Annotated in this window: 12 protein-coding genes; 3 read left to right on the forward strand and 9 right to left on the reverse strand. The window is 67.0% G+C overall.

The features are described from left to right. Positions 1–15 precede the first annotated feature (15 nt). From ACN9M6_RS03365 to ACN9M6_RS03395, 7 genes are all read right to left on the reverse strand, one after another. Positions 16–2,163, reverse strand: coding sequence for an efflux RND transporter periplasmic adaptor subunit (locus tag ACN9M6_RS03365; RefSeq protein WP_419161495.1), 2,148 nt, complete (start codon positions 2,161–2,163; stop codon positions 16–18). Beyond that, the gene (locus tag ACN9M6_RS03370) at positions 2,160–3,689 is read right to left on the reverse strand and encodes an efflux transporter outer membrane subunit (protein ID WP_419161496.1); all 1,530 of its coding nucleotides are present in this window, start codon (positions 3,687–3,689) and stop codon (positions 2,160–2,162) included. The genes ACN9M6_RS03365 and ACN9M6_RS03370 overlap by 4 nt, the downstream gene beginning before the upstream one ends. 117 nt (positions 3,690–3,806) lie before the next feature. Next, a complete protein-coding gene (locus tag ACN9M6_RS03375; RefSeq protein WP_419161497.1) occupies positions 3,807–4,520 on the reverse strand; it encodes a TorF family putative porin in 714 nt (237 codons plus the stop codon). A 51-nt stretch (positions 4,521–4,571) separates the two neighbouring features. Then, positions 4,572–5,444 carry a transglutaminase family protein gene (locus ACN9M6_RS03380; protein ID WP_419161498.1) on the reverse strand — a complete coding sequence of 291 codons (873 nt, stop codon included), beginning with the start codon at positions 5,442–5,444 and terminating at the stop codon, positions 4,572–4,574. Further along, positions 5,441–6,391 carry an alpha-E domain-containing protein gene (locus ACN9M6_RS03385; protein ID WP_419161499.1) on the reverse strand — a complete coding sequence of 317 codons (951 nt, stop codon included), beginning with the start codon at positions 6,389–6,391 and terminating at the stop codon, positions 5,441–5,443. Before ACN9M6_RS03385 ends, ACN9M6_RS03380 begins: the two co-directional genes overlap by 4 nt. Further along, on the reverse strand, positions 6,385–7,884 hold the full coding sequence (locus tag ACN9M6_RS03390) for a circularly permuted type 2 ATP-grasp protein (protein ID WP_419161500.1): 1,500 nt from the start codon (positions 7,882–7,884) through the stop codon (positions 6,385–6,387). The genes ACN9M6_RS03385 and ACN9M6_RS03390 overlap by 7 nt, the downstream gene beginning before the upstream one ends. 29 nt (positions 7,885–7,913) lie before the next feature. Next, positions 7,914–9,323 carry an ammonium transporter gene (locus ACN9M6_RS03395; RefSeq protein WP_419161501.1) on the reverse strand — a complete coding sequence of 470 codons (1,410 nt, stop codon included), beginning with the start codon at positions 9,321–9,323 and terminating at the stop codon, positions 7,914–7,916. Between the two features lie 206 nt (positions 9,324–9,529). Here ACN9M6_RS03395 and ACN9M6_RS03400 point away from each other — a divergent pair, with 206 nt between their 5' ends. After that, the gene (locus ACN9M6_RS03400) at positions 9,530–10,585 is read left to right on the forward strand and encodes a hypothetical protein (protein ID WP_419161502.1); all 1,056 of its coding nucleotides are present in this window, start codon (positions 9,530–9,532) and stop codon (positions 10,583–10,585) included. A gap of 58 nt (positions 10,586–10,643) precedes the next feature. Here ACN9M6_RS03400 and ACN9M6_RS03405 read toward each other — a convergent pair whose 3' ends face one another. Together ACN9M6_RS03405 and ACN9M6_RS03410 are read right to left on the reverse strand one after the other, a co-directional pair. Continuing rightward, entirely contained in the window at positions 10,644–10,979 is a 336-nt protein-coding gene (locus ACN9M6_RS03405; protein WP_419161503.1) for an STAS domain-containing protein, read from the reverse strand. Then, entirely contained in the window at positions 10,969–11,424 is a 456-nt protein-coding gene (locus ACN9M6_RS03410) for an ATP-binding protein (protein WP_419161504.1), read from the reverse strand. Before ACN9M6_RS03410 ends, ACN9M6_RS03405 begins: the two co-directional genes overlap by 11 nt. 271 nt (positions 11,425–11,695) lie before the next feature. Here ACN9M6_RS03410 and ACN9M6_RS03415 point away from each other — a divergent pair, with 271 nt between their 5' ends. Both ACN9M6_RS03415 and ACN9M6_RS03420 read left to right on the forward strand, forming a co-directional pair. Next, on the forward strand, positions 11,696–12,847 hold the full coding sequence (locus ACN9M6_RS03415; protein WP_419161505.1) for a PP2C family protein-serine/threonine phosphatase: 1,152 nt from the start codon (positions 11,696–11,698) through the stop codon (positions 12,845–12,847). Next, positions 12,817–14,037 (forward strand): ABC transporter substrate-binding protein, encoded by a 1,221-nt coding sequence (locus ACN9M6_RS03420; RefSeq protein ID WP_419161506.1) that lies wholly within the window; start codon positions 12,817–12,819, stop codon positions 14,035–14,037. The genes ACN9M6_RS03415 and ACN9M6_RS03420 overlap by 31 nt, the downstream gene beginning before the upstream one ends. Positions 14,038–14,043: the final 6 nt, after the last annotated feature.

The raw sequence follows: 14,043 nt of genomic DNA on the forward strand, positions 1-14,043 counted from the left end.
CGGGCGACCGGCCCGCTAGTTGCCGATGATCCTCAGGAAACGGGGATCGTCGCGCACGCTCGCGAAGTCGTCGTCGCGGGGGAGGGTCCGGCGGCGACCGGGGTTCAGTTCCACCGCGCGCTCCAGGGCCTCGAACGCCGCATCCTCGCGTCCGCTCTCGAACAGCATGGCGGCCATCGACACCCAGACGTTGTCGTTCTCCGGAGACTTGCGGGTGGCCTCCCGGACGAGGGCCACGGCGCCGCGAAGGTCCCCGTCCCGGCGCATCCGGCCGGCCTCGCGCAGCATCTGACCCGACCGGTACATGTGCAGCACGCGGCGCAGCTCCACGAGCGGCTCGTCGTGGTCGTCCACGCGAATGTCCACGACGCGGTCGCTGTAGCCTCCGTTGACCCGCGGGGCCACCACGAGGATCGCACCGGACTGCATGCCGCGGGCGTCCCCGCCGGCCGCCTGCGCCGCGTCGAGGGCGTCCATGAGCCGCTCGGCCAGCGGCCCCGTCGAGGATTCGAACGAGGCGGCCATCGCATCCACGACCTCGGGGCCCGTGAGGATGTTCCCCTGAGCGCAGTAGTCCACGCCGCACTTGTGGCCCTTCCAGTCGCTCGCGCCGGTGCCGGTCCACGCCGCCGTGCGCCCCTGCTGATCGAGGATCGCCGTCTGGCGGCGGTCCCGGCCCTCGTCGCTCGCCACCATCATCGCGAGCGCCTCTTCAGGCGAGTAGCCGGCCTGGAGAAGCTCGATGCCGATGGCGCCGTACATCGGGTTCGCGGCCGCCTGGTGGGCGATGATCACCAGTCCGCCCTTCGCGTGCATTGCGCGGTTTCCCGCCCCGAACGCCTTGGACTGAACGCCCATGCCCAGCTGGCCGGTGTCGGGGTCGCGTCCGATGATCGAGAACGTGCCGAGGTAGTTCGGATCGTGGACCTGCGCCGCGGTCTCGGTAGTTTCGCCGTCCGGGTTCTCCTCGCTGGCGGCGGTCCGAACGCGCATGCCCTCGGTCGCGATCCGGAGCCCGCCCACGACGACCGGCTGCCCGCCCTCGAGGGCCCCGATCACAAACACGTCGTCATCGGAGCGCTGGAGCACGCGCACGGGCACGATCGTGACCAGCGTGTCGTCCCGAACGGCCCACACCTCGTCTCCGGTCCTCAACGCCGGCCGCCGCAGAACGAAGTACCGGCTCGGCTCGGCGCCATCGATCCGCACCTCGACAAACTTGCCCACGAGCAGAGGCGGGCTGCGGGTCCACGAAGCACCCTCGTCGGCCCCTTCCCGCGCGCCGGCCGCGAATGGCTCCGGGACGCGCACGATCACGTCGATCGTGCGGGTCTGCGCGTCCAGAGAAGCCTCGACCCGATCCACCTGCCCCTGCCACGCGTATCTCTCATCCCCGTATTCCGCGATCACGCGGGCGGCCACACGCGAGCCGCCGGACTCGAGTTCCCACAGCCCCGGGATGAGAGCTACGTCGGCGTCGGACAGCGGGACGACGACTTCGACGGCATCAGCCGCGTACAGCCGCCCCACGCCGACGCCCGCCGACACGAACTGCCCGATGTCGACGGCTTCGTCCCGCACTACGCCGTCGAACGGCGCCCGCACCGCGGTTCGACTCAGGGCCAGTTCCGCGTCGGCCAGACCGGCGCTGTCCCTGGCCAGCGCGGCGCGGGCGGCCTCGAGTTGCGGCTCTCGCAGCGTCAGCGGACTCGCGGTCGTCGAGGACGCTTCCCGGTTCCGGTACTGCGCGTATTCGGAGCGCGCGATCCGCGCTTCCTCTTCCGCCTGCAGCAGCGCGACCTGCTGGGCAGCCACATTCGCTCTGGCCTGCCTCACGCGGTTCTGATAGTCCGCGTCGTCGATGCGGAAAAGCACCTGCCCTTCGCGCACCCGTCCCCCGCTCTGGAAGGTCGGCGCGACCCACGAGACCTTCCCGTTGATCTCGGCGGCGACATTGATCTCCGCGCTCGGTCGTACAGTTCCGGCCCCGTAGACGGGGATCGCGCCCTCACCGGCCACCGCCGGCGCGGTGGCGGCGTACGGGATGCCGGAATCCGGAGGACGAAGGGGTGGGTCCGGCCTCAACGCGACCATGACGGCGGCAACGAGCACTGATCCAAGCAGGATGCCGCCCGCCGTGAGGTAGGTCCGTCTTCGGGTCACTTGTCTCCCCCCCTCGTCCTCGCCTCGCCTGACGCGGGGACCATGCGCGGTTCGGCGAGCGGCCCCGGGGACATCCAGGCGCCGCCCAGCGCCCGGTGCACGGCGAGCCGCGCCAGGGCCAGGTCGCGGCTCGCCCCCGCCAGCGCGGCTTCGACGTTCAGGAGTGTGCGCAGCGCGTCCAGGTAGTCGGTGTAGCCCACGACGCCCGCCTCGTACCTCTGCGACTGCAGGTCCAGGGAGGCCTGCGCTTCCTCACGCTGCGAGACGAGGAAGGCGTGGCGACGATCCTCGTTCGCCAGGCCGGCGAGGGTAGTTTCGACCTCGCTCACCGCCGTCACCACGGTCCGCCCGTAGGACGAGGCGGCCTCCTCGAAGTGACCCTGCGCGAGCTCGACATTGTTGCGTAGTCGCCCCCCCTGGAAGATGGGCGCGAGCAGGTTCGTGGTCAGATTCGTGAACCACTGATTCACGTTGAACAGCCCGTCCGCCTCCGCGCTCGCCAGGCCGATCGAACCCGACAGCGAGAGCGACGGAAGAAGCTCGGCCCTGCGGGCCCCCACGTTGTAGCGGGCCGCATCCAGCCGTTGTCCGGCGGCCCGCACGTCGGGCCGCTGGTACAGGAGATCCGCCGGGATCCCGGCGGGAACGGGGTCCGCGGCCTGGGCGGGAGCGAGGTCGTCGGGCAGGATCGCCTCCATGTCCGCGCGGTACCCGCCCAGCAGCACGGCGAGCCGCGCCTCGGCGCTGATGAGTTGGGTCTCCAGCTGCGGCAGGCCCGCCTGGGTGTTTCTCAGATCCTGCCTCACCTGATACAGGGTCCAGGAGTCGATCAGGCCGCGGTCGTAACGGGTAGAGGCCAGCGCCTCGCGCTCCAGAAGGACGTCGACAGTTTCCCGGGTGAGTGCGGTCTGTCGCCGAAGGCTGACAATGTCGAAGTACGTCGTGATCGTCTCCGCCAGGATCCCGATCCGCGCAGCCTGGAAATCCGACTCCGAGGCGAGGTATTCAGCCCCGGCCGCCCGAGCGTCGTTGCGGGCCCGGCCCCAGAAATCGAGCTCGTAGGCCAAGTCCGCGCTGATCGTGTAGGTCGTCAACTCGAAACGTTCGGGGAGCACGAAGCCCAGCGTCGAGTCCCCGGCCACCCCGCCCAGTCCCAGCGCCTGGATCTGGGCGCCGATGCCGGCGTTCGTCGGCGAGTCGATATCGTTGATCGCCCCGCTCGCGCCCACCGTCGGGAAGAAGGCGGCCCTCGCGATGCGGGCCCTCGCCCTGGCCTGACGCACGCGGGCCACCGCCTCCGCCAGATCGAAGTTCGAAGCCAGCACGGAATCGACGACCGTATCAAGGACCGGGTCCGCGAACGCCCGCCACCATTCCAGCGGCTCGTACTCCCCCGCGACCAGCTTCGCCGAGAAGTCGCCCGGCATTTCCGCTACCGGCTCGGGGAGAGAAGGCGCCGGGGCGAAGGAACACGCGAAGGAACACGCGGAAAGGAGCAGGAGCGGGGCGATCCGGTTCACTCTCATTCGCGTTATCGAGCGCCTTTCGGCTTCACGCAGGAATCTGGCGGGGCGGAGCCCCTACGCCCCGAAAGCTGCCCGCGCCGCATCAGTCGGCGCAAGCACGGCCAGCGAAGCGGGCTGCTACGGCGCGATGCTGATGGCGAACACCAGATGGGCGCGATCCTGGTCGGGGTTCAGGATATACGCGACGCTGACGGGCAACTCGAATGTCTCCGTGATCCGGAGCCCCTTGCTCGCCGTCACGCCCAGGTTCACGAGGGCCGCACCCGATGTGCCGTAGAAGTCGCTCTCACCGCCCACGAAGCCCATGTGAAGTCCCACGTCTACCGCCGCGACGGTGAAGGGGACGCCCGCCTCCACGTACAGATCGCTGCCTCCCGTGAGCATGCCGCCGAACAGGGTGACCGGGAACGTCTCCGGGCCGCTGAAGGCGAGCGATACCTCCAGCGTATGAGCGTTCCCGGTGCCGAAGCCCGCGTCCGCGTCGGGCGCCGGGAAGTAGTAGTCGGTGAGCCCGAACGCGACCGACAGTCCGGACGAAGCGGCCACCGTGTACGTGGCCCAGAGATCGTTCTCGTTGGCGGAAGCGCCGGAGGAGGAGATGGAATACGAACCCCACGCCCCGAACTCGAGACCGCCGGCCCCGAACGTGATCGCGGGCTGGACGGCCATGGATTCTCCGAAGTCGACGCCGCGCCACACATAGCGGCTGACCACGTCCGCGCCGACCGATACCTGACCCCAGGCCGGTGATGCGAGGACGAGGAGTGCGACCAGAGCGAGGGGGAGTCGAAGACTTCGGGGTGAACTCCGGTGAATGCGGATCAGGGACACGGTTCTCCTCCTCTTGGGGATTCGGTTGAGGGCGCCTCTGGAGGCGCCAGGTCAGGCGGTACTCCTCTGTCGAGCGATGCGGACCCGAGTGCGCAGCATGGATTCCGCGGCTCCCTGGAAGACACCGCGCGTGGGGGGTACGTCGGCGTAGTCTCGTCCCACCGCCACCCGTACGTGCCGGTCGTCGTACTGGGTGTCGTTCGTGGGATCAAACCCGAGCCAACCCGAGTCCGGGAACCAGCTCTCCACCCAGGCGTGGCTCTCTCCGGTGGCAAGATCCCCGCTGTGTCCCCCGTCCGGCCCAAGGTATCCGGACACGTAACGCGTAGGGATGCCCCACCCTCGCAGGATGGAGGCCATCACGTGCGCGTAGTCCTGGCAGACTCCTTCGCGACTTTCGAGAATCCGCTCGATCGGCGAATCGACCGCGGTCGTCCCGGGAAGATAGTCGAACAACTCGTGGAGCCGGGTCCGGAGCGCAAGCGCGCTGGCCAGCGGATCCTTCCCGGGCTCGAGACCGCAACTGGCCATGAACTTGTCGAGCAGCGGCGAGGGACGCGCGAAGCGGCTCGGCTGCAGCATCAGTCCCAACTCCGGCGCCGCCTGCACGGCGCGGCCCAACGTTTCCCAGGCGTCCGCCCGGAGCTTCCGGGGCGTCTCCGGAATCGGGCCGACCTCCACCGTCGACCGCGCGCGGATCGAGAGCCGCCGATGCCGACCTGGCCGGTCGAAGAAGTGACCGCGGTTGTTGAGGCACCCGTCGAAGTCGAACACCGGCCCCGGGGGATCCGTCTCGATCGAGAAGCCGCGCACAAGCTGATTGCGGTCCTGAATCGGGCACAGGTAGAGCGTCATCATGGAAGCGCGAACCGGGGCGCTGTACACAAACTCGATCGAGTGCTCCACCGAGTAGCGGGTGATCATGACGGCAGCCTCGCGGTCACCGGGTAGTCGACGTAGGTCGCCATGATGACGTCGTGCAGATCCCAACTGTCCTTTATGAGCGAGCTGAAGCCGGAGGCATCCGAAGCTTCGAGCGAGGCGGCCGTGCGAAGCACCAGCCGATGCGGCGCGGCAAGCGGATGGCGCGCGCCTCCCGGGTGGATGCCGCGGAGCATGGCATCGATCCGCTCCGTCGCGAAGCGGAGTGAATGCGATATCTCGGGGTTGCGGATCAGAAAGCCGAGCACGGCTTCCCGCTGCAACGACAGTGAACGGTCGCGCCGGTAGGGCTCGAACGCGCCGCACACGCGCAGGAGATCGGCCCAGGGCGCCGCGGGCCCCTCGTTGCCCCGGCGGCCGATCCGGTCCCAAACGTCGAGGAGCACGATCTGTTGCTGCAGCCGTTCCACGTAGCGGCCCAGCTCGAGAAAGCGCCACGCATCGTCGCGCGCCATGCTGGAGTCCACCACGCCCGCCAGCAGCCGCAGTCGGTCGATCGCCTGGCTGACAAGGGCGACCGGTCCCTCGGCCCACACGTCCGCGAACTCGGTTTCTCTGAGCCAGAGGTACCCCTGGTTGAGGCAGACCCACACCCGCAGGGGAAGCCTGGGTCGGATTTCCCTCGCGTTCTCCCTCGCCATCTCCCAGCACGAGATCATCGAAGCCGGATTCGTCGTGTCCTCGACGAGACCGCCGGTGAGGGTGTAGGCGTCGGCGATCAGGAACGCCTCCGCCTCGTCCACATCGGCGGGAGCCGCGGGCGGGGGCTGGCTCAGCGTACGATACACGACGCGCCATCCCAAGGCCAGTTCGTCGGCGTCAGTGTCGACGAGCCGCACCAGCTGATATTCGAGCAGGCGGCCGGTGTTCTCGGTCCGCTCCACGTAGCGCCCCAGCCAGTAGAAGTTGGCCGCCATGCGGGCTAGCATCGGAGGATCCAGAGGTCCTTGCAGCCCCCGCCCTGGCTCGAGTTGACGACAAGGCTTCCCTTGCGGAGCGCGACACGGCAGAGGCCACCCGGCACCACGTGCTGTCTGTCCCGGCCCTGAAGCACGAAGGGGCGCAGATCCACGTGGCGCGGCTGGAGGCGCCCGTCCACAAAGCAGCCCGCACGCGAGAGCGGCAGCACCGGCTGAGAGATGAAGTTCGTGGGGTCTTCCCGCAGCCTCGCAGCGTATTCCTCGCGCTCGGCCGCCGAGGCGTGCGGGCCCACGAGCATGCCATACCCCCCGGAACCGCCGACTTCCTTCACCACCAGTTCGTGCAGGTGCTCGAGCGTGTAGGCGAGGCCGTCCGGCTCACGGCAGAGGTGGGTTTCCACATTGGCCAGAATCGGCTCCTCATCGAGGAAGTAGCGGATAATCCGGGGCACGTACGCGTACAGCCCCTTGTCATCCGCCACGCCCGTACCCGGTGCGTTGGCGAGCACGAGGTTGCCGGCACGATAGGCGTGGAACAGGCCGGGCGCCCCGAGTACCGAGTCCTCGCGAAACGTCACCGGATCCAGAAAATCGTCGTCGATTCGGCGATAGAGGACGTCGATCCGCCGCAGCCCGGCCGCGGTACGCGCGTACAGGGTCGCGTCGTGTACGACGAGGTCCCGCCCCTCGACCAGGTCGACTCCCATCTCTCCGGCGAGAAAGGCGTGCTCGTAGTACGCGGAGTTATACCGGCCCGGCGTCAGGACCGCCATCCGGGGCGTCCCGGAAGTCAGTGCGAGCGACGCCAGCGTCGAGTAGAGCCTTTCGGGGTATTCCGCCACTTCCCGCACGCCATACGCGCGGTACAGGTAGGGGAACGCCCACTTCATAGCCGTGCGGCAGGCGAGCATGTATGAGACCCCCGACGGCACCCGCAGATTGTCCTCGAGGACGGCGAAACTGTCGCCGACGCGCACGATATCGGTCCCGCACACCGCGACGTAGACATCGTGCGGCACCCTCAACTCGCGCATCTCCAGGCGGTACTGCGGACACCCCAGCACGAGGTCGGTCGGGACCACGCCATCGCGCAGCGACTTTCCTTCGTGGTAGACGTCGTGCAGGAAGAGGTTGAGGGCCGTCAGGCGCTGCTTGAGTCCCCGCTCGAGGTGGTCCCACTCCTCGGCGGTGATGAGACGCGGGACGCAGTCGATGGGGATGATCTGCTCGGAAACGTCCTCCACCCCGAGGACCGTGAACGTGATCCCCTCATGGACGAATCGGCGGTAGACCCCGTCCTGGATCCTCTCCAGATCCTGGAGCGGAATCCGGGACAACGCAGCACCCAGGCGGCGGACCCGCGCCCTTGGCGTCCCGTCTTCATGGAACAATTCGTCGTGGAACGTCGAGTCCAGCTCGTAGTCCCGGAACGCCCCGGACCCTGCCGCGAGGGCAGGATCCGGATCATCGCGACCGGCGTCGACAAATCTGATCGTCGACATGAATCGATCTCTTGGTCGTTACGCGAAGTTCATCCCGCGTCGCGGAAGTCGTCTTCTTCGTCCGGATCCACCATGAGCACGAACTCGGGATAGGCGTCGAGGCCGAGTTCGGCCGCGTCCTGGCCTATGGATTCGACGCTTCGCGAGACCCTGACCCCCATCACCCTGTCCAGCACCATCCACAGAATCCACGAGACGGAGAAGGCGAACGCGCCGACGCTCAGGACGCCGACGAGCTGGGTGACGAGGTTGCCGCCCGCCGCGATGCAGGTGGCCAGCGTGCCCCAGGCTCCAGCGAACAGGTGCGCGGGCACCGCCCCGACGACATCGTCGATCCTCCGCGCCTCCAGCACCTTGAGTCCCACCATGCACACGAGGGAGCCAACCGCGCCGATCAGGATCGCCCACAGCGGGTTGTCGATGTTCGGCCCCGCGGTGATCGCCACCATGCCCGAGATGGCGCCGTTGAGCGTGGCGAAAAGGTCCACGCGGCCGAGGATCGGGCGCGAGGTGCAGAGCGCGGTAATGACACCGGCGGCCGCCGCGAGGTTGGTGTTCACGAGGATGTTGCTCATGGCCACGGCGTCGGCGACGCCGGCCAGGGCGAGCTGCGAACCGCCGTTGAAGCCGAACCACCCCATCCACAGGATGAACACGCCGAGCGTGACCACGGGGATGTTCGACGGTGGCGTCGCCTTGATCGAGCCGTCACGGCGGAACTTGCCCCACCGCGGCCCCACGACGAGCGCTCCGGCCAGCGCGGCCCAGCCTCCCGTCGAGTGCACGATGGTCGATCCGGCGAAGTCGGTGAAACCCATCTGGTAGAGCCAGCCCTCGCCCCACGTCCACGCGCCGACGATGGGGTAGACGAACGCGGTGAGCACCGCCGTGAAGGCGAAGAAGGCCCACAGCTTGACCCGCTCGGCCAGCGCCCCGGAGACGATCGAGGCCGTCGTGGCGACAAACACCATCTGGAAGAACCAATCCGACATCACGGCATGGCCGTTCTCCACTACGGCGGCCGCCGCGCCCTGATCGCCGCCGAGGAGTGCTACCTCTTCGGCGGACGGGCCGTAGAAGAAGTCCAGAGAACCGATGACGCTCCCCACGTCGGTGTACATGATGCCGTAGCCGATGATGTAGTAGGCGAGGCCCGCGATCGCGTAGAGTCCGATGTTCTTCATGCAGATCACGGACGCGTTCTTGGACCGCACGGACCCGGCCTCGAGCATGGTGAAGCCGGCGCACATCCACATCACCAGTACGCCCCAAACCAGAAACGAGTAGGTGTTGAGGACGAAGCCGAGGTCTCCCGCGCCGTCCTGCGCGGCGAGAGTCGCCGGAGCCAGAAGGAGGCCCGCGCTCGAGAGCAGCGCGGTGATCGCTACGTACATTCCCGCTCGCACTCGGCGGGGCCGGCGTACCTGATGCCTGATCACGGGTGCTCCTCCCTCGGCAGGTTTATGGTCGTGCGTGATCGTTTCGCCTTGTTTCTTCCCGGAGAAATCTCCGCGCGTCTAGGTTGGGCCTCGACTCGGGATCACGCAACGCCCCTTTGGGGCGCCGGTAGCCTGAAGAATCGATCCCGTTATCTTCTCCTGCGATCGGGCTGCACCGGAATCTTCGACGGGGAGGGCAGATCATCATGTGGAAACGCTCAATCAGGGTGACCGCCGGTGCATGCCTGGGGTTGGCGCTTGGCACCGTGTCCCCTCTGCTCGCCCAGGAAATCCGGGCGCGCGGCGGCTCCACCGTGACGGTAGGCGCCAGGATTCAGGCTCAGTACGAGGCATCGAGCGTCGACGGGACCGCCTCATCCTTCTTCATCCGCCGTGCGTGGGTGACGATGGACGGAAAGCTCAACGACCTCGTGGGCGCACGGGCCCAGTTCAACATCGACGGCGCGTCCGTGCTGGAGGCCTACCTCGAACTCACTCCCAGCGAGGCGCTGGAGATCCAGATCGGGCAGTTCAAGAAAGGCATGTCCTACTTCTGGCTGGTGCCGAATGCCTGGCTCCCGGTCATCGAGCGGGACGCGCGGGTCACGGGCGTGGACCACTGTCCCGGCGTGGGCAGCGTCTGTTCGTTCGGCCGCCTGACGGGGGCCCTCGGCCTCGACAACTACGAGCCCGGTCTCCTCGCGCAGGGTCGCGTGAGCGAGCGATTCGGATACCGGTTCACGCTGACGAACGGCGAGGGGATCGGGAACAGGGACGTCAACCACGGAAAATCGGCCTCGGGCCAGCTGTCCCTGTTCCCCGCCGGGAACGCCCGCGTGTCCGCCTATTTCGCCCTCGATGAGACGCTGAACATGCAGGGCGAGACGATGGGCGTGCCGGCCTATGGAGCGGAGGTCGAGATCGGCACCTGGCTGGACGGCCCGCACCTGATCGCCAACGGCCTGAGAGGCCGCAACTGGAAGCTCAACGACGACGCGAAGTTCTCGGCGTTCCAGCTCATGGCCTTCTGGTATCTGCCGATGGCACCGGAGTCCCGGTTTGCGGCGATTGAGCCCATGCTACGGGTCAGCTGGGTCGACTCGGGTGCCGAGAATCCCGACAAGGTGACGGGAACCGTCATCACGCCGGGTGTCATGGTGTACTTCGTGGGCCGAAACGGGATCTCCACGAACGTGGACTTCTACAGTTCCGGCGATCGGTCGGACTGGTCCCTGAAGGTTCAGGCGTTCGCTTTCTTCTGAGACCTGGCGGACGGCTGAGGCACGCCGGTCCGCCGTTCGGCGTGCTCTTGCTCCTGTCCTAGGCGAAGCTGGCTTGAGCTTGCTCCACCGTGTCGAAGACCTTCGTCAGACGAACGAAGCCGCTGACTTCCAACACTTCGAGGATGTTCGCGGGTACCTGGCACAGGGCCAATCCGCCGCCGGCCTGGTTGGTCTTGCGGATCGCGATCAGGAGCGCCCGAAGCCCGGCACTGCTGATATAGCGGAGGCTCCCGCAGTCAAGCACCAGGTTGGTTGCCCCTCCGTCTATGATGCCGGAAAGCTCACCGTCGAAGTCCTTGGCGTTGCTGGAGTCTACGCGTCCGCTGATCACCCCCACGGCGGTATCCCCGGAATAGCTGGTCTCAATGTTCATCTGGCGGTTCCTCTGGTGGTTCCTCGGTTTCGGCAGCACCCAGCGGCTGCGTCAGGGTCAGGCAGTTGAAACCATCCACCCGCTTGTACGCAAGCTTCTCAATAAACGCTCTTGTCAGGTGAATGCCAAGCCCGCCGATCGGACGGTCCTCCGCGGCAAGACTCAGGTCGGGTGTGGCGGCGTCCTCGAGCGGGTTGAACGGTTGGCCGTTGTCTCGGATTACGACGTGAATGTTGGCCTCATCGAGGCGGATGTCCACCGTAATGACCGGCTCTTCTTCGACGCCTTCGAATCCATACGAGATGACGTTGGTCAGCAGTTCGTCCATCGACAACTGGAACTTGAAGATGATGTCCTGCGAAAGCCCGCGGTCGAGGCACAGGCATTCGATTTCGTCCACGACGCGCCGGGGCTCGCTCGGGTCCCGCTTTACGGCGATCCGCACCCTGATCCGCTCCTTCGTTGGCTCTTGCCCGAGAAAGGGAAACCCCCGCGCTACCGAAGGTACCCACTCTCTCGCCGGGTCCTGCATATTGCGCGGTCGGTCCCCGTTTGTGGAGATTCTGCGCACGAGGCATCGGGACCGTCTCGCGAATCGACAGGGACGATGACGACTCGACTCGGGTCGAGACAAGAGCAGGAGCCGAAGATCCGCCGGGAGCCGGAATTCAGGGTGGCTCGCCTCCCGACCCTCCTTCACCTCAACTGAGGTTCTGATGCCGAAGATCCTTGTTGTAGACGACGAACCCGATCTCGAGCTGCTGCTCCGGCAGAAATTCCGGCGCCGCATCCGATCGGGGGAGTTTACGCTCGTATTCGCCCAGAACGGCGTGCAGGCTCTGGAACAGCTCGAGCGCCACCCCGATGTGGACATGGTGCTCTCGGACATCAACATGCCCGAGATGGACGGACTCACTCTTCTCCACCAGTTGGACCAGCTGAACCTCGACCTCCGGGCCGTCATCGTCACGGCGTACGGGGACATGAAGAATATCCGGACCGCGATGAACCGCGGGGCCTTCGACTTCGTCACCAAGCCGATCGACTTCGGGGACCTGGATACGACGATCGCGAAGACGCTCGACCACCTGCAGGTGATGAGGGATGCGCTCCGCTCCAGAGACGAACTGGTCGCGCTGCGACAGGAACTCGGGGTCGCCGCCCGAATGCAGGAGTCGATTCTTCCGACCGTATATCCCAAAGACCCTCGCTACGAACTTCATGCGTGGATGACCCCCGCCCGCGAGGTCGGCGGCGACTTCTACGATTTCTTCCGGCTCGAGGACGACCGGATGGGGATCGTCATGGCGGACGTGTCCGGGAAGGGCGTACCCGCCGCCTTCTTCATGATGGTGAGCCGGACGCTGTTGAAGGGGACCGCGATCGGGGAGAGCGACCCTGCGAAGTGCCTCGAGGAGGTCAACCAGCTTCTCGTGAACGAGAACGAGGAGGCGATGTTCGTGACGACGTTCTACGCGAAGTTCAACCCCCGCTCCGGCCTCGTAGACTTCTCGAACGGCGGGCACAACCTTCCCTTCATCATCAAGCTTTCCGGCAAGGTCGAGCAGATCGAATGCGAGCCGGGGCTGGTTCTGGGGATTATGCCGTCCATTGATTTCCCGAGCGGATCCGTCCAGATGGAGCCGGGCGACGCGTTTTTCTTCTACACCGACGGCATATCGGAAGCGATGGACGAGAACGGCGCCGAGTTCGGGGAGCGGGAGCTGGCCGAGGTCCTCTCGGAGTGCGGGGGGCTGAGCGCTTCGGACATCAACCGCCATGTCGTGCAGGCCGTGCAGAACCACGCGGGTGAGGCGCCCCAGTCGGACGACATCACATGCCTCACGCTGCGGTACCTGGGGAACTGATGTCGGGCGGCCGGCGCCTCGTCCTGGGCGCTGCGGCCCTGGCGGCCGCCGCGATCCTCCCGGCCGGCGGCGCTTCCGCGCAGGAGGGCGGATCGGGGGGCGACGGTGTATTCCCCGACTCCATCGTCTTCGGCCAGTCGGCGGCGCTGAACGGTCCGGCCGAGGAACTGGGCCGCAACATGAACCTGGGGATCCGCGCGGCCTTCGAGGAGGCCAACCGCGCGGGCGGCGTGAACGGCCGCGTCCTCCGCCTCCTCGTGCGCGACGACGGATACGAACCCGAGGCGGCCGTCGCCAACACGCGAGAACTCATCGCGCATGGCGTGTTCGGCCTCATCGGCGCGGTCGGAACCCCCACCTCCAGGGCGGCGGAACCCGCCGCCAGTGACGAGGCCGTACCCTACATCGGCGCTTTTACCGGGGCCGAACTCCTGAGAGCCGATACTCAGCGCTACGTCGTGAATCTGCGCGCATCGTACTACCAGGAAACGGAAGAGATGGTGGAACGGCTGGTCCGCGACCTGGGATTCGGACGGATCGCCGTCTTCTATCAGGACGACAGCTACGGCCTGGCGGGCCTGACCGGGGTCCGCATGGCGATGGACAAGCGCGGCATGGAGTTGGTGAGTGAAGCCGCCTACATGCGGAACACGCTCGCGGTCAAGCGCGGACTCCTCGACATCCGGGCCGGCGCCCCGGAGGCGGTCATCATTATCGGCGCCTACGCCCCGGTGGCCCATTTCATCCGCTGGGCGCGGAAGATCGGCCTGGACGCGGTGTTCGTGAACATCTCCTTCGTCGGCAGCAGCGCCCTGCTCAGCGAGTTGGGGCGCGCCGGGGATGGCGTCGTCGTGACTCAGGTCGTGCCCTTCCCCGGAGATACGAGCCGGCCTGCCGTCGCGCGGTATCAGGCCGCGTTGAGGGCGGTGGATCCGGACGCGCGACCCGGGTTCGTATCGCTCGAGGGGTACCTGGCCGGTCGTCTGGTCGTCGAGGCCCTGGAGGCCGGCGATCCCGAGACTCCGCCGACGCGGGAGTCTTTCCTGCGTACGCTCACCGAATCGGGTTCCATCGATCTCGGGGGCTTCGTGGTCAGCTACGGAGAGGGGGACAACCAGGGCTCGGATCTGGTGTTCCTCACCGTGATTCGGGGCGGCGAGTTCGTCCCCGTGACCCGGCTCTCCCGATGAGCACGC

This window comes from Candidatus Palauibacter sp., from assembly GCF_965197445.1.
GTDB lineage: Bacteria > Gemmatimonadota > Gemmatimonadetes > Palauibacterales > Palauibacteraceae > Palauibacter.

What these genes read in the sequence shown, in the direction of transcription:
- ACN9M6_RS03370 (WP_419161496.1), bottom strand. Translation starts at nt 3,689, where the DNA reads ATGAGAGTGAACCGGATCGCCCCGCTCCTGCTCCTTTCCGCGTGTTCC.
- ACN9M6_RS03420 (WP_419161506.1), top strand. Translation starts at nt 12,817, where the DNA reads ATGCCTCACGCTGCGGTACCTGGGGAACTGATGTCGGGCGGCCGGCGC.
- ACN9M6_RS03400 (WP_419161502.1), top strand. Translation starts at nt 9,530, where the DNA reads ATGTGGAAACGCTCAATCAGGGTGACCGCCGGTGCATGCCTGGGGTTG.
- ACN9M6_RS03405 (WP_419161503.1), bottom strand. Translation starts at nt 10,979, where the DNA reads ATGAACATTGAGACCAGCTATTCCGGGGATACCGCCGTGGGGGTGATC.
- ACN9M6_RS03380 (WP_419161498.1), bottom strand. Translation starts at nt 5,444, where the DNA reads ATGATCACCCGCTACTCGGTGGAGCACTCGATCGAGTTTGTGTACAGC.
- ACN9M6_RS03385 (WP_419161499.1), bottom strand. Translation starts at nt 6,391, where the DNA reads ATGCTAGCCCGCATGGCGGCCAACTTCTACTGGCTGGGGCGCTACGTG.
- ACN9M6_RS03390 (WP_419161500.1), bottom strand. Translation starts at nt 7,884, where the DNA reads ATGTCGACGATCAGATTTGTCGACGCCGGTCGCGATGATCCGGATCCT.
- ACN9M6_RS03415 (WP_419161505.1), top strand. Translation starts at nt 11,696, where the DNA reads ATGCCGAAGATCCTTGTTGTAGACGACGAACCCGATCTCGAGCTGCTG.